The sequence below is a fragment of the Solimonas variicoloris DSM 15731 genome (assembly GCF_000382285.1).
GTDB lineage: Bacteria > Pseudomonadota > Gammaproteobacteria > Nevskiales > Nevskiaceae > Solimonas > Solimonas variicoloris.
Genome location: NZ_KB907925.1, coordinates 147,239 through 168,740 on the forward strand (window position 1 = coordinate 147,239; position 21,502 = coordinate 168,740).

Genomic DNA, 21,502 nt, shown 5'->3' on the forward strand with positions numbered 1-21,502 from the left:
TCGGGATTCAGACGATCGCCGCGCCGAGCACGGCGCGGATGCGCGCGGCGATCTGCGCGGCGTGCGTTTCGAGCGCGAAGTGGCCGGTGTCGAGCAGCTCGACCACGGCGTTGCGGTTGTCGCGGCGATAGGCCTCGGCGCCGGCCGGGACGAAGAACGGGTCGTAACGACCCCAGATCGCCAGCAGCGGCACCTGCGTGGTGCGGAAGTACTGCTGGAACGCCGGATACAGCGCCAGATTGCTGGCGTAGTCGAGGAACAGATCGAGCTGGATCTCGGCATTGCCCGGCCGCTGCATCAACAGCGTGTCGAGCACGTAGGCCTCCGGCGCGATCAGGCTCGCGTCCGGCGCGCCGTGTTCGTACTGCCAGCGCGTGCCGGCCAGCGACAGGATCTCGCGCAGGCCCTCGCGATGCGCCGCACTCGGCTCGGCCCAGTAGCGCCGGATCGGCTCCCAGGCATCGCCGAGACCGTCGAGGTAGGCGTTGCCGTTCTGCGACACGATCGCGCTGACGCGCTCGGGATGGGCGAGCGCGAGGCGGTAGCCGGTCGGCGCGCCGTAGTCGAAGACATAGAGCGCATAGCGGTGCAGCCCGAGCGCCGCGGTGAAGGCGTCGACGGTCCGCGCCAGCGCCTCGAACGTATAGACGTAGCCGCGCGCCGCCGGCACTTCCGTGAAACCGAAGCCCGGCAGGTCCGGCGCGATCACGCGGTAGTGCTGCGCCAGAAGCGGGATCAGCCCGCGGAACATGTGCGAGGAGCTCGGGAAACCGTGCAGCAGCAGCACGAGCGGCGCGTCGGCCGGGCCGGCCTCGCGGTAGAAGACGCGCACGCCGTCGGCTTCGACATGGCGATGGTGGACGGATGCTGCGGCGAACTCGGCGGCGACGCGGTCGGCTGGCATGAATGGGCCTCTATGTAACTTTTTAAATGTGTTTTAACGGTTACTGCGGCGCCCAGAGTAGCTAGATTTTGTAACTTGTCAATAGGCAAGTTAGAGGTTACAGTGCGCCATCGGAGAAACGTCATGCCGGCCCCGCAGTCCCTGCCTCCCCCGCCCAGCGGCCATCAGCCCTATTTCGTCGGCGATCACCCGGCGCTCGATCTGCTGAACACGGTCGCGCGGCCCGAAGGCGCGACCGTCGATTTCTGGCAGAGCGACGCCGACGTCGAGCGCTGGCTGGAGAAGGCCGGCTACGGCGCCGGCGGCGGCGAAGCGCGCGATGCGCACGGCGAACTGCTCGCCGAGGCGCGCCGGCTGCGCGAGGCGGTGCGCGCGCTGGTCGAGCAGCGCAAGGCCGGCCGCCGCGGCGATCCAGCGGTGCTCAACGAATTCCTGCGCGAGGCGAGCAGCTACGCCCAGCTGGCCTGGGCCCGCGGCGAGGCGCCGCATCTGCTCTGGACCTATGTCAGCACGGCGCCGCGCGCACGGCTCGCGCCGCTCGCCGAGCAGGCCGCCGAGCTGCTGGTCGAAGGCGACTTCACGCTCGTGCGCCGCTGCGAGCACCCCGACTGCATCCTCTGGTTCTACGACCGCACCAAGTCGCACAAGCGGCGCTGGTGCAGCATGGCGGTCTGCGGCAACCGCCATAAGGTCGCCGAGTTCCGCCGCCGCCAGCAGGCCTGAGCCGGGAGCCCGCGCATGCACCGACACTGGCCCGAGCGTCGCGCCGCGACGCTGCTGCGCATCGAGCATCCGCTGATCCAGGCGCCGATGGCCGGCGCGCAGGGCGCGGCGCTGGCGCTCGCCGTCGCACGCGCCGGCGCGCTCGGCTCGATCCCCTGCGCGATGCTGTCGACCGCGCAGATCGGCGACGAAGTCGCGCGCTTTCGCGCGGCGCTGCCGGACGCGCCGCTGAATCTCAACTTCTTCTGCCACACGCCGCCGCCGGACGACACTGCGGCGCTCGCGCGCTGGCGAGCGCGGCTGCAGCCGTATTACGCCGAGCTCGGCGCCGAGCCGACGGCGGCGGCCGGCGCCAGCCGCCGGCCGTTCGATGCCGAGACCTGCGCGCTGGTCGAGGCGCTGCGGCCGTCCACGGTCAGCTTCCACTTCGGCCTGCCGGAGACGGCGCTGCTGGCGCGCGTGCGCGCCACCGGCGCGACGGTGCTGGCTTCGGCGACCACCGTCGCCGAGGCGCGCTGGCTGGCGGCGCGCGGTGTCGACGCGGTGATCGCGCAGGGCGCCGAGGCCGGCGGCCATCGCGGCCTGTTCCTGTGCGACGACGTCGCCACGCAGCCGGGCCTGTTCGCGCTGCTGCCGCAAGTCGTCGATGCGGTCGCGGTGCCGGTGATCGCCGCCGGCGGTATCGGCGACGCGCGCGGCATCGCCGCCGCGTTCGCGCTCGGCGCAGCGGCCGTGCAGATCGGCACCGCGTATCTCTACACGCCGCAGGCCCATGTCGCCGCCGTGCACCGCGCCGCGCTGGCCGGCGCGCGCGACGACGGCACGGCGCTGACCAATGTCTTCAGCGGCCGGCCGGCGCGCAGCCTGATGAACCGCCTGATGCGCGAGCTCGGCCCGCTCAGCGCCGATGCCCCGGCCTTCCCGCTCGCCGGCACCGCGCTGGCGCCGCTGCGCGCCAAAGCCGAAGCCGCCGGCAGCGGCGACTTCCAGTCGCTGTGGTCCGGGCAGGCGGCGGCACTGAGCCGCGCGCTCGCGACCGGCGTCGACGCCGAGGCGCTGACCCGGCGCCTGATCGCCGAGGCCCTGGCGCGCATCGGCGTCTGAGCGCCGCCGCGCCGGCGCGGCTCAGATCAGCCGCGCCGCCAGCGCCTTCATCACCGCGTGCGTGCGATCGCGCGCGTCGAGGCGCGCGAGGATCTCGCTCAGGTGATTGCGTACGGTGCCGTCGGAAATGCCGAGCGCGCGGCCGATTTCCTTGTTCGAGTAGCCGCCGGCGACCAGCCGCAGCACGTCGATCTCGCGCTCGGTGAGACGCGCCGGCGCCGCGTCGCTGGCGGCCAGCGGCAGGCCGGCGGTGCTGACCGGCGCGAGCAGCGTTTCGCCGGCGGCGAGGCGTTCGATCGCCCGCTTCAGCTCCTCGGGTGCGGCATCCTTGAGCATGAAGCCCTGCGCGCCGGCGGCGCGCGCGCCCTGCAGCAGCGCCGGCTCGTCGAAGGTCGTCAGCAGCAGCACCGGCGTGTAGTCGCCGCGCGCGCGCAAGGCGCGCACGACCTCGATGCCGGAGTGGCGCGGCATGCGCACGTCGGTGACGACGACATCGACGCCACCGTGCCCGGCCGCTGCGCGCTGCAAGGCCTGCAGCAGCTCGGCGCCGTCGCGCGCCTGCACGACGATGTCGATGCCGCCGAGTTCCTGCAGCAGCGCCGCCAGGCCGCTCAGCACCAGGGCCTGATCGTCGCCGAGCGCGACGCGCAGGCGCCTCATGGCGGCGGTACCTGCACGCGCAGCAGCGTGCCGCCGGACACGGCGGGGCCGAAGTCGAGCCGGCCGCCGAGCGCCGCGAGCCGTTCGCGCATGCCGGTCAGCCCGTGGCCCGGCGCGGCGTCACCGGGGCCACGGCCGTCGTCCTCGACGCACAATTCGAGCCCGCCGGCGGCAGCGCGCAGACTTATGCGCACGCGCCGCGCGCCGCTGTGGCGCAGCGCGTTGGTCAGGCCTTCCTGGGCGCAGCGCAGCAGCGTCTGCGCGCGTTGCAGGTCGGCGACGTGAACCTGTTCGTCGAGGCGCAGCTCGATGCGCGGCCCGGCGCCGGCCAGCGGCAGCGCCAGCGCGGCGATCGCACTGCGCAGATCGATGCCCTCGTCGCGGCGCAGCGTGCCGACCACCGCGCGCACTTCCTGCAGCAGCTCGTCGGCGAGCTGGCGGCAGAGACGCAGCGTTGCGTCGTCGGCGTGATGGCGCACTGCCAGCGCCAGATGCAGCTTCAGCGCCGTCAGCTTGTGGCCGGCGACGTCGTGCAGCTCGCGCGACAGTCGCAGCCGCTCGTCGCCGCGGGCGCCCTCGGCGAGCAGGACCTGCGCCGCCTGCAGCTGCGCCTGTGCCTGCAGCGCGGCGTCGCGCGCGCGCTCGGCGGCGGCGGCATAGCCGGCGCAGAGCGCGGCGAAGGCCTGGAAACCGGCCATCGACGCCATCGAGATCGCCACGTCGGCGCGCCAGCCGTAGCGCGTCGCCAGGATCACGGCGAGCACGAGATTGGCGGGCAGCAGCCAGGCGACGATGGCGCGCGGGCCCTGCACGGCGGCGAGCTGCGCGGCGACCAGCACCAGCAGGATCGGCTGCAGGCCATCGCGCAAGCCCCAGCAGGCGAGCAGCGCGCAGGGAATCTGCGCGACGATCAGGCGCTGCTGGCGCACGCCGCGAGCGGCGCCGGTGGCGCTGCAGCGATCGCGCCAGACGAACAGCGCCAGCACCGCCAGCGAGCCGGCGGCGCCAAGCAGAACCTGTGCGTCGAACGCGCGGCCGTCGCGCACGAAGGCGTGCACCGCGCTCCACGCGAGCACGCTCCAGGTCAGGTAGGCGGCGACGTTGAGCGGCGACAGCGCGCCGCGGAACGCGGTCGGGTGGATCGGCAAGCGCTCGCGCATGGCCGCAGTGTCGCATCGCCGCGCGGCGCGGCGGAAGGTGAGTTTTGTCACCCCCGCCGCCTGACATTCGTCATCTGCCGCGCGCGCCGCGACATCGCGACACTGGCCTCGTCCTCAGCCGGAGTTCCCCATGTACGCGGTCCTGCTCGCCGTCCACGCCGCGATCGGCGGCCTCGCCCTGCTCTCGTTCTGGAGCGCCGGCCTCGCCCGCAAGGGCAGCACGACGCACCGCCTCGCCGGCCGCACCTTCCTGCTGGCGATGATCGGCATCGGCGCCACGGCGCTGCCGATGGCACTGCTGCGCCTCGCCGCCGGCGACGTCGTGTTCGCCGTTTTCATGCTGTACCTGTGCCTGATCACCGCGACCGCCTGCCTGAACGCCTGGCTGGCGATCCGCTGGCGCGGCGACTGGCGCCGCTACCACGGCCCTTGGCATCGCGCGCTCGCCTGGCTCAACTTCGCCGCCGCCGTGGCGCTGCTCGCGTACGGCCTGCAGCGCGGTGCCGTGCTGCTGGCCGGCTTTTCCACCGTCGGTCTCTACGCCGGCGTGCAGATGCTGCGCGCGGTGGCGCGCGGCGCGCAGCCACGCTGGTGGCTGCATGCGCATTACGGCGGCATGCTCGGCGCCGGCGTGGCGACGCATGTCGCCTTTCTTGGCATCGGTCTCGGGCGCCTGCTGCCCGCCTACGCTGGACCGGTGCAGATGCTGGCCTGGTTCGGCCCGCTGGCGGCGGCGCTGGTAGTCGGCTGGCGTCTGCGCCGCCGCCATGGCGCGCCAGCGCGGCCGCTTGCGTGAGGCAGCGCATGGTGGAAGCTGGCGCGCATCGTGCACACTGCCAAGCCTTTCCTGCCAAACGCTGCGCGCATGCTCGAGCGTCTCACCGAATTCGGCAATGCCGCCGTCCTGTCGCTGCTCGCACTGTTCGTCGCACTCTGGCTCGCACATGCCGGCAGCCGCCGCGCGGCGCTGGCCTGGCTCGTCGGCCTGCTGGCCTGCGTCGGCACGATTGCGCTGCTCAAGGGTTATTTCCTCGCCTGCCCGCTGCCGGGCTGGGCCCTGCGCAGCCCGAGCGGACACGCCGGCTTCAGCCTGTTCGTGTACGGCGGCATCACCTTGTGCGCGGCGCGCGACGGCGCGGCGTGGCGGCGCGGGCTGCTGACGCTGCTCGGCAGCGCGGCGGTCGCGGCGATCGCCTGGTCGCGCTACGCGCTCGGCGCGCATACGCCGATCGAGATCGTGTTCGGTCTGCTGATCGGCGGCGCCGCACTGGCCACGTTCGCCGCGCTGCGCGGAGCGGCCGGCGCGCGTCGCTTCCCGTATCTGGCGGCGGCGCTGCTGGCTCTGGCGATCGCGGCGACGCTGCATCTGCTCGACTGGCATCCCAGCTTCGAAGGCTGGCTGCGCGAATTCGGCCGCCGCTTCGCGACCGGCCTGCCGTTCTGCACGCGCGCGAGCTGAGCGCTGAACGGCGTCCAACGAAAAACGCCGCGCACTGCGCGGCGTTTTCTGCCGACGGCCCCCAGCCCCTCGAACCGTCGAGGCTGCCTCGGCGGCTTCGCGGCCTTGCATGACGACCGTGATGACGAGGTCCGAGCCGCGGACCCCGTCATCGATGCCCGCCGCCATCGGCGGCGACAGGGGCCGCGGCACGCTTTTCGGACCTCGGCGTCCTCAGACCTTGAGATAGTCGAGGATGCCTTCGGCGGCTTCGCGGCCTTCGAAGACGGCGGTGACGACGAGGTCCGAGCCGCGGACCATGTCGCCGCCCGCAAACACCTTCGGATTGCCGGTCTGGTACTTGAACTGACCAGTCGGCAGAACGCCCGCAGTACGCTTCGCGAGCGTCGCGCCGTTGACCTTGACGCGGCCGTCGTCGTGCAGCGCGATGTCATGCGCGCCGAACCACGGCGCCGGGCTCGGCCGGAAGCCGAAGGCGATGACGACGCGATCGGCCGGGATGATCTGTTCGGAACCGGCGATCACTTCCGGCTTGCGGCGGCCGCGCGCGTCCGGGGCGCCGAGCTGGGTCGAGACGACCTTGACGCCTTCGACCTTGTCCTTGCCGACGATCTCGACCGGCAGGCGGTTGAACAGGAACTCGACGCCCTCTTCCTTGGCGTTGGCGACTTCGCGCTTGGAGCCCGGCATGTTCTCCTCGTCGCGGCGATAGGCGCAGATCACGCTGTCGGCGCCCTGGCGGATCGAGGTGCGGTTGCAGTCCATCGCCGTGTCGCCGCCGCCGAGCACGACGACGCGCTGGCCCTTCACGTCGTAGGCGAGATCGGCGTCGCTGGCACGGTTCATCACGCGGTTGATGTTGGCGATCAGGAACGGCAGCGCCTCGAACACGCCCGGCAGGTTCTCGCCCGGGAAGTCGCCCTTCATGTAGGTGTAGGTGCCCATGCCGAGGAACACCGCGTCGTAGTCCTTGAGCAGTTCGTCGAACGCGAGGTCCTTGCCGATCTCGGTGTTGAGGCGGAATTCGACGCCCATGCCTTCGAGAATCTGGCGGCGGCGCTGCACCACTTCCTTCTCGAGCTTGAACGGCGGAATGCCGAAGGTCAGCAGGCCGCCGATCTCGCTGTACTTGTCGAACACCACGGCCTTGACGCCGTTGCGCACCAGCACGTCGGCGCAGCCGAGGCCGGCCGGGCCGGCGCCGATGATCGCGACCTTCTTCTTGGTCCACTTCACCTTCGACATGTCCGGACGCCAGCCCTGCTTGAAGGCTTCATCGGAGATGTACTTTTCGATCGAGCCGATCGTCACCGCGCCGAAGCCGTCGTTGAGCGTGCAGGCGCCCTCGCAGAGGCGGTCCTGCGGGCAGACACGGCCGCAGATCTCCGGCAGCGAGTTGGTACGGTGCGACATCTCGGCGGCGGCGAACAGATTGCCTTCCTCGACCAGCTTGAGCCAGTTCGGGATGTAGTTGTGCACCGGGCACTTCCACTCGCAATACGGATTGCCGCAGGACAGGCAGCGGCCGGCCTGGCTCTTGGCCTGCTCGGCGGGGAAATGGCCGTAGATCTCGCGGAAGTCGTGGATGCGGACTTCGGCCTGGACTTTCTTCGGATCCTGCCGCGGCAGGTCGAGGAACTGGTTGACGTTCTTGGCGCCCATCTGGATTCTTCCTGGTTCGGGTGCTGTGCGTTTACGCGGCGGCGCGCACGGAATCGATCAGCGAACCGATCTCGGCCGCCTTCGGCTTGACCAGCCAGAACTTGCCGACGTAGTCGGCCCAGTCGGCGAGGATGGTCTGCGCCCACTTCGAGCCGGTGACGCTGGCGTAGTCCTGCACCAGCTTGCGCAGGTAGTTCTCGTGCGCCTCCATCGATTCGGAGACGACGCGATGGATGTCGATCAGCTCGTGGTTGTAGCGGTCGACGAAGGTGCGCTTCTCGTCGAGCACGTAGGCGAAGCCGCCGGTCATGCCGGCGCCGAAGTTGACGCCGGTGCGGCCGAGGATGACGACGGTGCCGCCGGTCATGTATTCGCAGCCGTGATCGCCGCAGCCCTCGATGACCGCGTGTGCGCCGGAGTTGCGCACCGCGAAGCGCTCGCCGGCCATGCCGGCCGCGTACAGCGTGCCGCCGGTGGCACCGTACAGACAGGTGTTGCCGATGATCGCCGCCTCGCGCGTGTCGTAACGCGCGCCGCGCGGCGGCTTGACGACGATGCGGCCGCCGGCCATGCCCTTGCCGACGTAGTCGTTGGCGTCGCCTTCGAGTTCGAGCTGCAGGCCGCCGGCGTTCCAGACGCCGAAGCTCTGACCGGCCGCGCCCTTGAGCTTGATCGTGATCGGCTTGTCGGCCATGCCGAGGTTGCCGTGGCGGCGCGCGATCTCACCCGACAGGCGCGCGCCGATCGAGCGGTGCCGGTTGGACACCGAGTAGTGGAAGATGCCGCCGGTCTTGTGCTCGATCGCCGGCAGGCAGTCCTGCAGCATCGCCTCGGCCAGCTCGCCCTTGTCGAACGGCTCGTTGTTGAACATGCAGTACTGCGCGCTCGGCAGCACCATGCCGGCCGACTCGAGGATCGGCGACAGATCGAGATTGCGCGCCTTGCCGGTCGTCGCTTCCGACACTTCGAGCAGATCGGTGCGGCCGATCAGTTCCTTGATCGTGCGCACGCCGAGCCGCGCCATCCACTCGCGCGTCTCCTCGGCGACGAAGCGGAAGTAGTTCATCACCATTTCCGGCAGGCCGATGAAGAACTCGCTGCGCAGCGTCTGGTTCTGCGTGGCGACGCCGGTCGCGCAGTTGTTGAGATGGCAGATGCGCAGGTACTTGCAGCCGAGCGCGACCATCGGCGCGGTGCCGAAACCGAACGATTCGGCACCGAGGATCGCCGCCTTGATGACGTCGAGGCCGGTCTTCAGGCCGCCGTCGGTCTGCACGCGGACCTTGTCGCGCAGATTGTTCATGCGCAGCGTCTGGTGCGTCTCCGAAAGACCGAGTTCCCACGGCGTGCCGGCGTACTTCACCGAGCTCAGCGGCGAGGCGCCGGTGCCGCCGTCGTAGCCGGAGATGGTGATGAGATCGGCGTAGGCCTTGGCGACGCCGGCGGCGATCGTGCCGACGCCGGGGCCGGACACCAGCTTGACCGAGACCAGCGCCTGCGGATTGACCTGCTTGAGATCGAAGATCAGCTGCGCGAGGTCCTCGATCGAGTAGATGTCGTGATGCGGCGGCGGCGAGATCAGCGCGACGCCCGGCCGCGCGTAGCGCAGCTTGGCGATCTGGTCGTTGACCTTGTCGCCGGGCAGCTGGCCGCCTTCGCCGGGCTTGGCACCCTGCGCGACCTTGATCTGCAGCACTTCGGCATTGACCAGGTATTCCGGCGTGACGCCGAAGCGGCCGGACGCGACCTGCTTGATCTTCGACATCTTCTCGGTGCCGTAGCGCACCGGGTCTTCGCCACCTTCGCCGGAGTTGCTGCGGCCGCCGAGGCGGTTCATGGCGATCGCCAGCGCCTCGTGCGCTTCCGGCGACAGCGCGCCGAGCGACATGCCGGCGGAGTCGAAGCGCTTGAGGATCGACTCGACCGACTCGACTTCCTCGATCGGCACCGGCTGCGCGTCCCTGAGCTTGAACAGGTCGCGGATCGTCGCCACCGGGCGCTCGTTGACGTGGCGCGCGTAGACCTTGTAGTCGCCGTAGTCGCCGGTCTTCACCGCCTTCTGCAGCGTGGCGATGACGTCCGGGTTGTAGGCGTGATACTCGCCGCCGTAGATGAACTTGTAGAGGCCGCCCTGCTCGATCGGCTTGCGCGCGCTCCAGGCGACATCGGCGAGCTCCTGCTGCTCCGACTGCAGATCGACGAAGCGCGCACCCTGGATGCGCGACACGGTGTCGGCGAAGCAGCGCTCGACGACCTCGTCGGACAGGCCGACGATCTCGAACAGCTGCGCGCCGCGGTAGCTCGAGATGGTGCTGATGCCCATCTTCGAGATGATCTTGTAGAGGCCCTTGTTGATGCCCTTGCGATACGACTGCGCGAGCGCCTCGACCGGCTTGTTCTTGATCTGGCCCGAGCGGACCATTTCATAGAGCGTCGCGTAAGCGAGGTACGGGTAGATGCACGACGCGCCGTAGCCGATCAGGCAGGCGAACTGGTGCGGATCGCGCGCGGTCGCGGTCTCGACGACGATGTTGCAGTCGCAGCGCAGACCTTCGTGGACCAGATAGTTGTTGACCGCACCGACCGCGAGCAGCGCATGCATCGGCAGCTTGCCGCGCTCGATCGCGCGATCCGACAGCACCAGCACGACCTTGCCGGTCCGCACCGCGGCCGCCGCTTCCTCGCACAGGTGGGTGACGGCCGCTTCGAGGCCGAGCGCCGGATCGTAGTTGAGGTCGAGGATGTGGCTGGCGAAGGCCGGATCCTCGTTGCCGATCGCCAGCAGCTTCTTGAACTTGGCTTCCGACAGCACCGGCGAATCGATCAGCAGACGCGCGGCGCGTTCCGGCGTCTCCTCGAACATGCCCTTCTCGGCGCCGAGCTGGCACTCGAGCGACATCACGATCTGCTCGCGCAGCGGATCGATCGGCGGGTTGGTGACCTGCGCGAACATCTGCCGGAAGTAGTCGTACAGCGAGCGCGGCCGCTCCGACAGCACCGCGAACGGCGTGTCGTCGCCCATCGAGCCGACCGCTTCCTGGCCGGCCTCGGCGGACGGCCGCAGCACCTGGTCGCGTTCCTCGAAGGTCAGCTGGAACATCTTGTGATAGGTCGCGACCGTATCCGGCGGCATCACGTCGAGCGAGTTCGGATCGTCGGACAGCGAGGCCTCGACGCGCTTCATCTTCGACTTCAGCCACTGCTTATACGGCTTGCGCGCGGCCAGCATCTTGTCGATGTCTTCCGGACGCAGCAGCGCGCCGGACTCGGTGTCGACGGCGAGGATCTCGCCCGGACGCAGGCGGCCCTTCTCGACGACGTCCTGGGTCTTGAAGTCGTGCACGCCGATTTCCGAGGCGAGCACGATGTGACGGTCGGTGGTGATGACGTAGCGCGCCGGGCGCAGGCCGTTGCGGTCGAGGCAGCAGGCGGCGTAGCGGCCGTCGGTGATGACGACGCCGGCCGGGCCGTCCCACGGCTCCATGTTGACCGAGTTGTACTCGTAGAACGCGCGCACGTCGGAATCGAGATCCTCGACGTTCTGCCAGGCCGGCGGAATCAGCGCGCGCAGCGCGGCGAAGATGTCCATGCCGCCGGCGAGCAGCACTTCGAGCATGTTGTCGAGCGACTGCGAGTCGGAGCCCGACATGCTCACCAGCGGCGCGATCTCCTCGATGTCCGGCAGCGCTTCGCACTGGAACTTCTTGGCGCGCGCCAGCGCCCACTTGCGGTTGCCGGAAATGGTGTTGATCTCGCCGTTGTGCGCCAGATAGCGGAACGGATGGCACAGCCGCCACTGCGGCAGCGTGTTGGTCGAGAAGCGCTGGTGGAACACGCACATCGACGATTCCAGCTCCGGGCTCGCCAGATCCGGAAAGAAGGTCGGCAGGTACTCGGGCATCACCAGGCCCTTGTAGACCAGCACGCGGCACGACAGGTGCGTGATGTAGAACTCGGCGTCGCCTTCGGCGGCGACCAGCTTCTCGGTGCGGCGACGGGCCTTGTACAGCTTCAGCTCGAACGCGAACTTGTGCAGCTCGCCGGGCGCGGTGACGAACACCTGCTCGACGACCGGCACGCTCTTCATCGCTTCTTCGCCGAGCGCGGCGTTGTCGGTCGGCACCGCGCGGAAGCCGACGAGCTTCAGACCCTGCAGCTCGAGGCTTTCCTTGAGGATCGCGCGGGCGCGCTCGCGCCGGGCGGCGTCCTGCGAGAAGAAAATGTTGCCGGCACAGTAGTCGCCGGAACCGAGATCGAAGCCGAGTTCGGCGGCGACCTTGCGCAGGAACTTGTCCGGCTTCTTCATCAGCAGGCCGCAGCCGTCACCGGTCTTGCCGTCGGCGGCGACCGCGCCGCGGTGCGTCATGCGGGCCAGCGCCGTGATCGCGGTCTGCACGAGCTTGTGCGAAGGCTGGTCGTCCATGTGGGCGATCAGGCCGAAACCGCAGCTGTCCTTCTCGAATTCCGGCCGGTAGAGGCCGACGGGCTGGCTGTCGAACATAAGGCTTGCTCCTGGATGAAATCCGGCGCGCACGCACGCCGGCGGCCCGCAAACGGTTGCGGGGAGCGGACCATAAGGAGCGCCGGCCCGCGCCGCAAGCGAAGCCGGGGGAAAAACCGACAGGGAGAATTGCGCCCATTTGAATCAATTACTTGGCGCGCTATAAAATGGCCATCTAAATAGCCATCTGCGGAGTGCACGCGCAGGGCCGCCCATGAAAGCCGTCTCCATCGCCGACGCCAAGAACCGCCTGACCGAGCTGCTGTACGAGGCCGAGGAAGGCCAGCCGGTGCAGGTCACGCGGCGCGGCCAGCCGGTCGCGGTCCTGCTCTCGGAAGCCGAGTACGCACGCCTGCGTGCGGCCGCCGCCGCGGCCGTCGACTTCGCCGCCTGGGCGCGCAACTGGCGCGAGCAGCTGCCGGCCGGCATCGAGGGCATCAGCGCCGCCGAGCTCGAGCGCTGGCGCGACATCTGAGCCCCCGCGCATGGCCAAGCTCGCCTATCTGCTCGACCTGCCGGTGCTGGCCGAACTGACGCGGCCCAACGGCAACCGCCGCGTCTTCACGCTGTTCGAACAGCGTCAGGCGCTGTGCGCGATCGCCGCGCCGGCCAGCTACGCCCTGCTGCGCGGCCTGGAGCTGATGCATGAAGGCGAACGGCGCCAGCAGCTGCAGGCCTTCGCGACCGAGTTGCTGGCCTCCGGACCGGCGACCCTGCCGTTCGACGGCGATTCGGCGCTGTGGCTGGCGCGCAACGAGCGCGAACGCGCGCGCCGCGGCTGGTCCTCGCTCGACGGCCAGCTGGCGGCGATCGCCGCGACCCATGAGCTGGCGTTGGTGACACGCAGCGCCAGCGCCTTCGCCGGCCTCGCCGGCCTGCGCGTCGAGGACTGGTTCCGGCCCTGAGCCGGGCCTTGAGCGGCGTCAGTGCGGCGGCACGGCGGCGCTTGTAAAGAAATGTCCGTCTTCATTTGCCATTCAGTGCACTGCCGTAGCGTGCCGACAGCTGCCCAGAGGGCCCCGCACCATGTCCGCTTCACGTCGCATCCTTTCTTTCCTGGCCTTGCTGCTCGCGGCCGCGCTGTTCGCGCCGCGCGCCGCCACCGCCGGGACCTCCGTCTTCATTTCGGTCGACGTCGGCCCGCCGCCGCTACCGGTCTACGAGCAGCCGTGGTGCCCGGGCCCCGGCTACGTGTGGACGCCCGGCTACTGGGCCTGGAACGGCGACGCCTATTACTGGGTGCCCGGCGCCTGGGTGCTGGCGCCGGTCGGCATGCTGTGGACGCCGGGCTACTGGGTCTGGCGTGGCGGCTACTACACCTGGGAGCCCGGCTACTGGGGCCCGCGCGTCGGCTACTACGGCGGCATCAACTACGGCTACGGCTACCCGGGCAGCGGTTATTACGGCGGTTACTGGCGCGGCGACGTCTTCTACTACAACCAGATCGTCAATCGCGTCGACGTGACCCGCGTGCGCAACGTCTATCGCGACGGCGAGCTCGACCGCGTCACGACTGGCCGCGTCAGCTTCAACGGCGGCGACGGCGGCACGCGCGCCCGCCCGAGCCGCGACGACGAGGCCTACGCCCGCCAGGCCCATGTCGAAGCCACCGCCGAACAGCGCCGCCGTGAAAGCGAAGCGCGCCGCGATCCCCGCCTGGTCGTGCCGGCCGAACGCGGCCCGCGGACGGCGCCGGATCGGGAACGCCCGCAGCCGGAGAGCCCGTGGCAGCAACGGCCGCGCCCGACACCGGGCGACGACGGCAGCGGCCGGCCGGCGCCGGCACCGCGCGAGGCGCCCGGCAATGGGCCGCCGCCGCGCGACCGCGAGCCGCAAACCCATCGCCCGACGAGCATGCCGACGCGTCCGTTCCCGGCGCCGGTCCCGCCGCGCGAGCCAGGCCGCGACACGCGGCCGCCGGCCAGCGCGCCGCAGCCGCAGATGCCGCGCGGCGAGCCGCAGCGGCCGCACGGCAATCCGATGCAGCCGCGCGAGTCGAACCGCCGCCAGGACGGGCACTGACGGCGGCGCCGGCGGCCGGCGTCACGCGGCGATACACGGCGCAACATGCGAACCGCCGCCGGCGCCGTAAGCTGGGCACCTCGCGAACCGCGAACGACCAGGGAGCCTTTCGATGAACCGATACCTGATCACGGCCCTGCTGCTGGCCGCCGGCAGCACCTCGGCCCACGCCGCGCGCCTGCCGTCCACGCTCGCGCCGGACTATCGCGGCGACGAAGTCATCGTCGGATGGAAGCCCGGCGCGACGGCTGGCGCCGCGCACCTGCAGCGCCTCGGCCTGCAGACCAAGCGCAGCCTGCGCGGCGGTCGCGCCGAGAGCCTGCGGCTGCCGTCGATGCTGCGCGTCGAGGACGCGCTGGCGCTGCTGCGCGCCGACCCGGCGGTCGCCTATGCCGAGCCGAACTATCTCAAGCAGCGCAAGGCGGTGCAGCCTTCGGACCCGTACTTCGCCGAGCAGTGGGCGCTGCTCAACAGCGGCCAGCCGAACCAGGTCGACGGCGGTGCGCCCGGCGTGCCGGGCGCCGATCTCGGCCTGAGCACGGCCTGGGATCACGACGGCGACGGCAGCGCCGACCGCAGCGGCGACGGCTCGGTGATCGTCGCGATCGTCGATGACGGCGTCGATACCCGCCATCCGGATCTGGTCGCCAATCTGGTGCCGGGCTACGACTTCGACAACAACGACAGCGACCCGAATCCGGATGCGTCCTGGCAGGTCCACGGCACGCTCAGCGCCGGCATCATCGGCGCGGTCGGCGACAACGGCATCGGCGTCGCCGGCGTCGCCTGGCATGTCGGCCTGATGCCACTGCAGTTCGACTTCGACACCGCCAGCGAGATCGCCGCGTTCGATTACGCGCGCACGCACGGCGCGCGCATCATCAACGCCGGCTTCGCCTCGCCGTTCTACTCGCAGGCCGAACACGACGCGATCGCCGAGCTCGGCGACGCCGGCATCCTGGTGGTCACGGCCGCCGGCAACGAGGACGCCGACATCGACCAGTCGCGGCTCTCATACCCGGCGAACTACGATCTGCCGAACGTGCTGGCGGTGGCCGCGACCAACCGCCAGGACCAGATCGCCAGCTTCAGCAGCTACGGCGCAACCCGCGTCCCGGTCGCCGCCCCCGGCCTGCAGATCGCCAGCACCACCATCGGCGGCTACCAGATCGATCCCGGCGTCAGCGGCAGCTCGTTCGCCGCCGCGCACGCCGCCGGTCTCGCCGCACTGACCTGGATGGTCCATCCGGACGCCGATTACCGCGAGATCGTCGGCCGCCTCGTCGAGGGCGCCGATGCCGGCGACGGCGTCGCCGCGCGCACCGCCGCGGGCCGCCTCGACGCTCCGCAGGCGCTCGATCTCGCGCCGCGCCCGGCGCTGCTGCTGCGCGCGTTGCGGGTCGACCCGGACGGCAACGGCGCGCTCGATCCCGGCGAGACGACGGTCGTGCGCGTGACGATCGAGAACCTGTGGCAAGCGGCGCACAACGTGCGCGGAGTGCTGTCGAGCGACAGCGGGCTCGTCGTCGCCGACACGCCGCTCGCCTTCGGCGACCTCGCCGCCGGCGAACGGCGCAGCGCCGATTTCACGGTGACGGTGCCGGCCGATCTCGACGGCTACCGGCGCCTCGACTTCGAGCTGGCGCTGAGCGACGCCGGCGGTTACGCCGCGACGCGCCACGCCTCGGTGCCATTCGGTCCACTCGCCAACGGCGTGCCGGTGCAGGCGACGATCGGCCGCGACGCCTACGACGAATTCCACACCTACGCGTTCACGCTGGACGCACTGCCACAGGGCCAGGACACGCTGACGCTGCGCGTGCAGGGCAGCAACGATCTCGACCTGCTGGTCGGCTACGGCCAGCCGGCCGGCTACAGCATCGGTCTGGCGGATTCCGGCCCGTACGTCTACGACGTGCCGGACGCCCAGGTCGGCGCCGCGCCCGGCGGCGACGAGTTCGTCAACATTCGCGATCCACGGCCGGGCACTTACTTTCTGACCGTCGTCGATTACGACCAGGCCAGTGCGCGCGGCTACACGGTGCAGGCCTACACCAGCGCCGGCGGCTATACCGGCTACCGCAACTCGACCGACGCGTACTGGGATGCGTGGCACGACGATGGCGGCGGCGCGTGGACGCTCGGCTCGCTGTTCGTGCTGCTCGGCGGCGGCCTCTGGCGCGTGCTGCTCGTGCGCCGCCGTCGGGCGCGTTGAGAAACGCGCAGCGCGCCGGCGCAATGCGGCGGCGCGCTGCGCGACGCCTTCAGCGCAGACGTCGCGGATCGAACAGGCGCTCGTGTTCGTCGAGCGCGTAGCGGTCGGTCATGCCGGCGATGTAGTCGGCGACCACGCGGGCGCGGCCATGCTCGCCTTCATCGGCTTCGAGGCGGATCGCCTCGGCATGAAAGTCCGGCGGCAGCAGCTTGGGGTCGCCGATGAAGGCTTCGAACAGCGCGTGAATGACGCGCTTGGCCTTCACCATCATGCGGTAGACCTGATGGTGACGGTACAGCTGTTCGTAGAGAAAGCGCTTGAGCTCGTCGTTCTCGGCGCGAATCGCCGGCGAGAAGCTGATCAAGGGCAGCGGCTGCGCGCGCACGTCGTCGAGCGTTTCGATGCGCGCTTCGGCGAGCGTGCGCTGCGTATGCGTGATCAGATCGACGACCAGGGTGTTGATGATGCGTCGCGTCGTCTCGTGCCGCTGCTGCTTCGGCGTGATCGCGCCGTAGCGCGCCAGCACCTCGTCGTGGTGGCGGCGGAACAGCGAGACGCTGCGCAGCTGCTCGATCGTCAACAGGCGCGCGCGCAGGCCGTCGTCGATGTCGTGGTTGTTGTAGGCGATCTCGTCGGCGCGGTTGGCGAGCTGCGCTTCGAGCGTGGTCTGGCGCTTGGTCAGGAAGCGCTCGGCGACCTCGCCGAGCTGCGCGGCGCGCGCCTTCGAGCAGTGCTTGAGGATGCCCTCGCGCGTCTCGAACATCAGGTTCAGGCCGCGGAACTCGGCGTACTTGTCCTCGAGCTCGTCGACCACACGCAGGGACTGCGCGTTGTGCTCGAACCCGCCATAGGGCTTCATGCAGGCGTCGAGCGCGTCCTGGCCGGCGTGGCCGAACGGCGTGTGGCCGAGATCATGCGCGAGCGACACCGCCTCGCACAGATCTTCGTGCAGGCGCAGGCTGCGCGCGATCGTGCGCGCGATCTGCGCGACCTCGACCGAGTGCGTCAGCCGCGTGCGGAACAGATCGCCCTCGTGATTGACGAAGACCTGCGTCTTGTATTCGAGACGGCGGAACGCGGCCGAATGGATGATGCGGTCGCGGTCGCGCTGGTACTGGCTGCGATGGCCAGAACCGCCTTCGTCGTGCCGGCGGCCGCGCGAACGCGTCTCGTCGGCGGCGTAGGGCGCGAGCTCGGTCGGCATGCGCTCAGGCGCTGTAGTGCGCCAGCGTCGCGTCGAGCGCGGCCGCGTCGAAGTCGGCGCTGACCACCGCCTCGCCGAGCCGCCGCAACAGGATCAGACGCAGCTTGCCGCTCGCGACCTTCTTGTCGAGGCTCATCAGCGCGCGGAAATCGTCGGCGCGCATGCCGGCCGGTGGCCGCACCGGCAGACCGGCGCGCGCGATCAGCTGTTCGCAGCGCCGCGCTTCGTCGGTACTGATCCAGCCGAGGCGCGCCGACAGGTCGGCCGCCATGCACAGGCCGGTGGCAACCGCCTCGCCGTGCAGCCACGCGGTGTAGTGCGTGTAGGTCTCGATCGCGTGCGCGAAGGTGTGGCCGAGATTGAGCAGCGCGCGCGGCCCGGCGCCGCCGGCCAGCGATTCGCGCTCGTCCTGCGCGACGATCGCCGCCTTCATTTCGCAGCTGCGGCGGATCGCGTAGCGCAGCGCCGCCTCGTCGAGACGGCGCAGTGCATCGAGATTTTCCTCGAGCCAGCCGAGGAACGCGGCGTCACCGAGCATGCCGTACTTGATGACTTCGGCGAGGCCGGCGCCAAGCTCGCGCGGCGGCAGCGTCTTCAGCGTGTCGGTATCGGCGAGCACCAGCCGCGGCTGGTGGAAAGCGCCGATCATGTTCTTGCCGCGCGGGTGATTGACGCCGGTCTTGCCGCCGACCGAGGAGTCGACCTGCGCGAGCAGCGTGGTCGGGATCTGGATGAAGTCGACGCCGCGCTGGTAGATCGACGCGCAGAAGCCGGCGAGGTCGCCGACCACGCCGCCGCCGAGCGCGACCAGCCAGCCGTCGCGCGGCAGCCGCGTCGCCAGCAGCCAGTCCATGACGCGTTCGACGCTCGCCAGCGTCTTGGTCGCTTCGCCGGCCGGCAGCACGAGCACCTGCGTGTCGCCGAGCCGCAGCGTCTCGCGCACGACCGGCAGGTAGTGTGCGGCGACGTGTTCGTCGGTGATCAGACGCAGCGGCCGCTGCGTGGCCTCGCCGTACAGCGCGGCCTGGCGCAGCAGGCCGGCGCCGATGTGGATGGGATAGCGGCGCGGGCCGAGTTCGACGTCGAGAGTGTCCATGTTCGCGGGGGCTGGCGGCGGCGCGCATCGTATCAAATGGGCGTTGGCATCCGATCGAGCTGCTGCACGATCTCGTGCACGAGGCCCTTGGCGCTGCGTCCATCGGTCGGCAGCACCAGATCGGCGATCTCGCGGTACAGGGGATCGCGAACGGCGAGCAGCTGGCTGAGCACGGCGCGGCGATCGGCGGCGTTCTGCAGCAGCGGGCGATTGTCGGCCCGCGCAGTACGCACCAGCTGCTGCTCGACGCTGGCGTGCAGGTAGACGACGAAACCGTGCGCGGCGAGCGCGCGCCGATTGTCGGCATCGAGCACCGCGCCGCCACCGGTCGACAGGACGATGTCCTGCTGCAGCACGAGATCGGCGATCACCTGCTTCTCGCGGCGGCGAAAGCCGGCCTCGCCTTCCTTCTCGAAGATGTACGGGATGTCGACGCCGGTGCGCGACTCGATCTCGTGATCGCTGTCGACGAAATGCAGCAGGCGCAGCTCGGCGAGACGCCGACCGATCGTGGTCTTGCCGGCCCCCATCGGGCCGACCAGGAAGATGTTGCGGCAGCTGGCAATGCGCATGCGGGGTGAGCGTCGGACGGAACCGGGCGGCGCCGGGCGCCGGTTCGTGATTATCCGGCAAATCGGCGCACCGGTGCGCCGAATGCGAAACGGGGGCCTTGCGGCCCCCGTTTCGCGACGTCGCTCATTCGACCTTCAAGCCTTCCTGCAGAACCTTCGGCGTCACGAAGATCAGCAGCTCGCGCTTGGTGTCTTCCTTGCTGCTTTTGCGGAACAGGAAGCCGAGCAGCGGCATGTCGCCGAGCAGCGGCACTTTCGAGGCGCTGCTGTTCGTCTCGCGCTGGAACACGCCGCCGAGCACCACCGTGTCGCCGCTGCGGATCAGCACCTGCGTGTCGAGCCGCCGCGTGTCGATCGCCGGCGCGGTGCCGCCGGTGCCGGTGCTGACGTTCTCGCCCTGACTGTCGTTGGTGACGTTGAGATCCATGATCACGCGATTGTCCGGCGTGATCTGCGGCGCCACCGTCAGCGACAGCACGGCCTTCTTGAACTGCGTGTTGGTGCCGGCATTGCCGCTCGAGGTCTGGTACGGGATTTCGCGGCCCTGCTCGATCGTCGCCTGCTTGCCGTTGGCGGTGACGACGCGCGGCGAAGAAATGACCTCGCCGCGACCTTCGGTCTGCAGCGCCTGCAGCTCGAGATCGACCTGGAAATCGGTGCCGAGGATCGACCAGCCGATCGACGGTGCACCCCTCGTCCCGGACGGCAGATTGACGATGTATGAATCGTTAAGTGCCGGCGTGCTGCCGTTGGCGGCGTCGCGCGAGCCGGTGTTGTTGCCGCTCTGGCCGACACGCGTGTTGCCGATCGTGCCGGTCGAGCTGACACCGAACTTGGTCCCGATCTCGCGCGCGAAGTCCTCGTTGGCGATGACGATGCGCGACTCGATCAGCACCTGACGCACCGGAATGTCGAGCTTGGCGACCAGCGCGCGGATCTCGTCGATCTTGTCGCGCGTCTCCAGCACCAGCAGCGTGTTGGTGCGCTCGTCGACCGTGACGCGGCCGCGATCGGTCAGCAGCGAGGTCTTGTCGGAGCCGAGCAGCGCCTTCATGTCCGAGGCCTTGGCGTAATTGACCTGGATGATCTCCGAGCGCAGCGGCGCCAGATCGGTCTTCTGCCGCTGCGCCTCCAGCTCCGCCTTCTCGCGCTGCGCGATCTCGTCGATCGGCGCCACCATCATCACGTTGCCCTGCTGGCGCATGCCAAGACCCTTGCTGCGCAGGATGATGTCGAGCGCCTGATCCCAGGGCACGTTCTGCAGGCGCATCGCGATGTCGCCCTTGACCGCGTCGCTGATCACCATGTTGGTACCGGCGACGTCGGCAATGATCTGCAGCAGCGCGCGCACGTCGATGCTCTGGAACGACAGCGAGATGCGTTCGCCCTTGTACTGCGGCTCGTCGCGCTTGCGGGCCTCGATCTTCTCCGGGGTCAGCGGCTGCAGCTCGACGGTGAACTGACCGGCCGACTGGTAGGCGGCCTGATCGAAGCTGGCGCCGGCGACCGGCGTGATCGCGACGATCGTGCTGCTGCCCTCACGGCGGATGTCGATGTACTTCACCGGCGTGGCGAAATCGAGCACGTCGAGCCGGCGCATCAGCTTGTCGGGCACGCTGGTGTTCTTGAACACGGCGACGATCTTGCCGGCGTCGTCACGCACGTCGACGACGGCGCGCGGATTGCTCAGGCTGACGACGACGCGTCCCTCGCCTTGTTCGCCGCGGCGAAAGTCGATGTTGCCGATGCTGCTGGCGCCGGCGGGTTCGGCGCGCGTGGCCGCCGCCGCAGTGCCGGACGCCGGCTGCGCGTTGTCGATCGTGACGTAGAGCTTGTTGCCGTCGGCACGCAGCGTGTACGGCGCGCTTTGCGCGAGCTCGACGACGATGCGGGTGCGGCCGCCGGCCTCGACCGCGGCCACAGCCGAAACGCTGCCAATGCCGACCTTGCGATAGTGATCGGCGAGCGCGAGCCCGGTGTCGGGCAGATCGATCGAAATGCGCGCCGGCTGATCGACCGTGAACACCGCCGGCTGCGGCGCGACGTCGGACAAGGTCAGCGTCAGCAGCACGCGATCGCCCTGCTGGGCGGCGTAGTCGAGACCTTGCAGCAGGCGGGCGGGGCCCTGTGCCGGCGCCGTGCCGGCGACGCACAGCAACAGCAGGCCGACGAGTTGTTTGAACCACCGGGCGGTGAGCTTCAGCATGACGACTCCCTGGA

At 70.0% G+C, this 21,502-nt stretch carries 17 protein-coding genes; 8 read left to right on the plus strand and 9 right to left on the minus strand.

Annotated features, from left to right (window positions below):
* Positions 1-7 precede the first annotated feature (7 nt).
* Entirely contained in the window at positions 8-904 is an 897-nt protein-coding gene (locus H149_RS0100780; RefSeq protein WP_020647815.1) for an alpha/beta fold hydrolase, read from the minus strand.
* A 123-nt stretch (positions 905-1,027) separates the two neighbouring features.
* On the opposite strand from H149_RS0100780, the gene H149_RS0100785 reads away from it, so the two are divergent.
* Together H149_RS0100785 and H149_RS0100790 are read left to right on the plus strand one after the other, a co-directional pair.
* Positions 1,028-1,627, plus strand: coding sequence for a CGNR zinc finger domain-containing protein (locus H149_RS0100785; RefSeq protein WP_020647816.1), 600 nt, complete (start codon positions 1,028-1,030; stop codon positions 1,625-1,627).
* A 15-nt stretch (positions 1,628-1,642) separates the two neighbouring features.
* Complete coding sequence (locus H149_RS0100790; protein ID WP_020647817.1) at positions 1,643-2,731, plus strand: NAD(P)H-dependent flavin oxidoreductase; 1,089 nt, start codon at positions 1,643-1,645, stop codon at positions 2,729-2,731.
* A gap of 21 nt (positions 2,732-2,752) precedes the next feature.
* Here H149_RS0100790 and H149_RS0100795 read toward each other — a convergent pair whose 3' ends face one another.
* Both H149_RS0100795 and H149_RS0100800 read right to left on the minus strand, forming a co-directional pair.
* Positions 2,753-3,391 (minus strand): response regulator, encoded by a 639-nt coding sequence (locus H149_RS0100795; RefSeq protein ID WP_020647818.1) that lies wholly within the window; start codon positions 3,389-3,391, stop codon positions 2,753-2,755.
* Positions 3,388-4,551: a sensor histidine kinase gene (locus tag H149_RS0100800; protein ID WP_020647819.1), complete on the minus strand. Its 1,164-nt coding sequence runs from the start codon at positions 4,549-4,551 to the stop codon at positions 3,388-3,390. Before H149_RS0100800 ends, H149_RS0100795 begins: the two co-directional genes overlap by 4 nt.
* 130 nt (positions 4,552-4,681) lie before the next feature.
* On the opposite strand from H149_RS0100800, the gene H149_RS0100805 reads away from it, so the two are divergent.
* Positions 4,682-5,347, plus strand: a complete 666-nt coding sequence (locus H149_RS0100805; RefSeq protein ID WP_020647820.1) for a hypothetical protein — start codon at positions 4,682-4,684, stop codon at positions 5,345-5,347.
* Positions 5,348-5,416: 69 nt separating this feature from the next.
* Positions 5,417-6,010 carry a phosphatase PAP2 family protein gene (locus tag H149_RS19230; protein WP_020647821.1) on the plus strand — a complete coding sequence of 198 codons (594 nt, stop codon included), beginning with the start codon at positions 5,417-5,419 and terminating at the stop codon, positions 6,008-6,010.
* A 213-nt stretch (positions 6,011-6,223) separates the two neighbouring features.
* Here the strand turns inward: H149_RS19230 and H149_RS0100815 are convergent, their stop codons facing one another.
* Both H149_RS0100815 and gltB read right to left on the minus strand, forming a co-directional pair.
* Positions 6,224-7,672: an FAD-dependent oxidoreductase gene (locus H149_RS0100815; protein ID WP_020647822.1), complete on the minus strand. Its 1,449-nt coding sequence runs from the start codon at positions 7,670-7,672 to the stop codon at positions 6,224-6,226.
* 31 nt (positions 7,673-7,703) lie between these two features.
* On the minus strand, positions 7,704-12,173 hold the full coding sequence (gltB, locus tag H149_RS0100820; RefSeq protein ID WP_020647823.1) for a glutamate synthase large subunit: 4,470 nt from the start codon (positions 12,171-12,173) through the stop codon (positions 7,704-7,706).
* Positions 12,174-12,387: 214 nt separating this feature from the next.
* Between gltB and H149_RS19235 the strand changes: the two genes are divergently transcribed.
* The 4 genes from H149_RS19235 (at position 12,388) to H149_RS0100840 (ending at position 16,410) form a co-directional block, all read left to right on the plus strand.
* Entirely contained in the window at positions 12,388-12,648 is a 261-nt protein-coding gene (locus H149_RS19235) for a type II toxin-antitoxin system Phd/YefM family antitoxin (protein WP_020647824.1), read from the plus strand.
* Between the two features lie 10 nt (positions 12,649-12,658).
* Positions 12,659-13,078, plus strand: coding sequence for a PIN domain-containing protein (locus H149_RS0100830; RefSeq protein WP_020647825.1), 420 nt, complete (start codon positions 12,659-12,661; stop codon positions 13,076-13,078).
* Between the two features lie 121 nt (positions 13,079-13,199).
* Positions 13,200-14,195 carry a YXWGXW repeat-containing protein gene (locus H149_RS21860; protein ID WP_083930715.1) on the plus strand — a complete coding sequence of 332 codons (996 nt, stop codon included), beginning with the start codon at positions 13,200-13,202 and terminating at the stop codon, positions 14,193-14,195.
* A gap of 112 nt (positions 14,196-14,307) precedes the next feature.
* The gene (locus H149_RS0100840; RefSeq protein ID WP_020647826.1) at positions 14,308-16,410 is read left to right on the plus strand and encodes a S8 family serine peptidase; all 2,103 of its coding nucleotides are present in this window, start codon (positions 14,308-14,310) and stop codon (positions 16,408-16,410) included.
* 49 nt (positions 16,411-16,459) lie between these two features.
* Here the strand turns inward: H149_RS0100840 and H149_RS0100845 are convergent, their stop codons facing one another.
* The 4 genes from H149_RS0100845 to H149_RS0100860 form a co-directional block, all read right to left on the minus strand.
* Positions 16,460-17,614 (minus strand): deoxyguanosinetriphosphate triphosphohydrolase, encoded by a 1,155-nt coding sequence (locus H149_RS0100845; protein ID WP_020647827.1) that lies wholly within the window; start codon positions 17,612-17,614, stop codon positions 16,460-16,462.
* A 4-nt stretch (positions 17,615-17,618) separates the two neighbouring features.
* The gene (aroB, locus tag H149_RS0100850; protein WP_020647828.1) at positions 17,619-18,710 is read right to left on the minus strand and encodes a 3-dehydroquinate synthase; all 1,092 of its coding nucleotides are present in this window, start codon (positions 18,708-18,710) and stop codon (positions 17,619-17,621) included.
* 32 nt (positions 18,711-18,742) lie between these two features.
* A complete protein-coding gene (gene aroK, locus H149_RS0100855) occupies positions 18,743-19,282 on the minus strand; it encodes a shikimate kinase AroK (RefSeq protein ID WP_020647829.1) in 540 nt (179 codons plus the stop codon).
* 124 nt (positions 19,283-19,406) lie between these two features.
* Entirely contained in the window at positions 19,407-21,488 is a 2,082-nt protein-coding gene (locus tag H149_RS0100860) for a type IV pilus secretin PilQ (RefSeq protein ID WP_020647830.1), read from the minus strand.
* Between the last annotated feature and the right edge of the window lie 14 nt (positions 21,489-21,502).

Bases quoted from the DNA above. Each gene is read 5' to 3' on its own strand.
- H149_RS0100780 (WP_020647815.1), bottom strand. From the start codon at position 904: ATGCCAGCCGACCGCGTCGCCGCCGAGTTCGCCGCAGCATCCGTCCAC.
- H149_RS0100785 (WP_020647816.1), top strand. From the start codon at position 1,028: ATGCCGGCCCCGCAGTCCCTGCCTCCCCCGCCCAGCGGCCATCAGCCC.
- H149_RS0100790 (WP_020647817.1), top strand. From the start codon at position 1,643: ATGCACCGACACTGGCCCGAGCGTCGCGCCGCGACGCTGCTGCGCATC.
- H149_RS0100795 (WP_020647818.1), bottom strand. From the start codon at position 3,391: ATGAGGCGCCTGCGCGTCGCGCTCGGCGACGATCAGGCCCTGGTGCTG.
- H149_RS0100800 (WP_020647819.1), bottom strand. From the start codon at position 4,551: ATGCGCGAGCGCTTGCCGATCCACCCGACCGCGTTCCGCGGCGCGCTG.
- H149_RS0100805 (WP_020647820.1), top strand. From the start codon at position 4,682: ATGTACGCGGTCCTGCTCGCCGTCCACGCCGCGATCGGCGGCCTCGCC.
- H149_RS19230 (WP_020647821.1), top strand. From the start codon at position 5,417: ATGCTCGAGCGTCTCACCGAATTCGGCAATGCCGCCGTCCTGTCGCTG.
- H149_RS0100815 (WP_020647822.1), bottom strand. From the start codon at position 7,672: ATGGGCGCCAAGAACGTCAACCAGTTCCTCGACCTGCCGCGGCAGGAT.
- gltB (WP_020647823.1), bottom strand. From the start codon at position 12,173: ATGTTCGACAGCCAGCCCGTCGGCCTCTACCGGCCGGAATTCGAGAAG.
- H149_RS19235 (WP_020647824.1), top strand. From the start codon at position 12,388: ATGAAAGCCGTCTCCATCGCCGACGCCAAGAACCGCCTGACCGAGCTG.
- H149_RS0100830 (WP_020647825.1), top strand. From the start codon at position 12,659: ATGGCCAAGCTCGCCTATCTGCTCGACCTGCCGGTGCTGGCCGAACTG.
- H149_RS21860 (WP_083930715.1), top strand. From the start codon at position 13,200: ATGTCCGCTTCACGTCGCATCCTTTCTTTCCTGGCCTTGCTGCTCGCG.
- H149_RS0100840 (WP_020647826.1), top strand. From the start codon at position 14,308: ATGAACCGATACCTGATCACGGCCCTGCTGCTGGCCGCCGGCAGCACC.
- H149_RS0100845 (WP_020647827.1), bottom strand. From the start codon at position 17,614: ATGCCGACCGAGCTCGCGCCCTACGCCGCCGACGAGACGCGTTCGCGC.
- aroB (WP_020647828.1), bottom strand. From the start codon at position 18,710: ATGGACACTCTCGACGTCGAACTCGGCCCGCGCCGCTATCCCATCCAC.
- aroK (WP_020647829.1), bottom strand. From the start codon at position 19,282: ATGCGCATTGCCAGCTGCCGCAACATCTTCCTGGTCGGCCCGATGGGG.
- H149_RS0100860 (WP_020647830.1), bottom strand. From the start codon at position 21,488: ATGCTGAAGCTCACCGCCCGGTGGTTCAAACAACTCGTCGGCCTGCTG.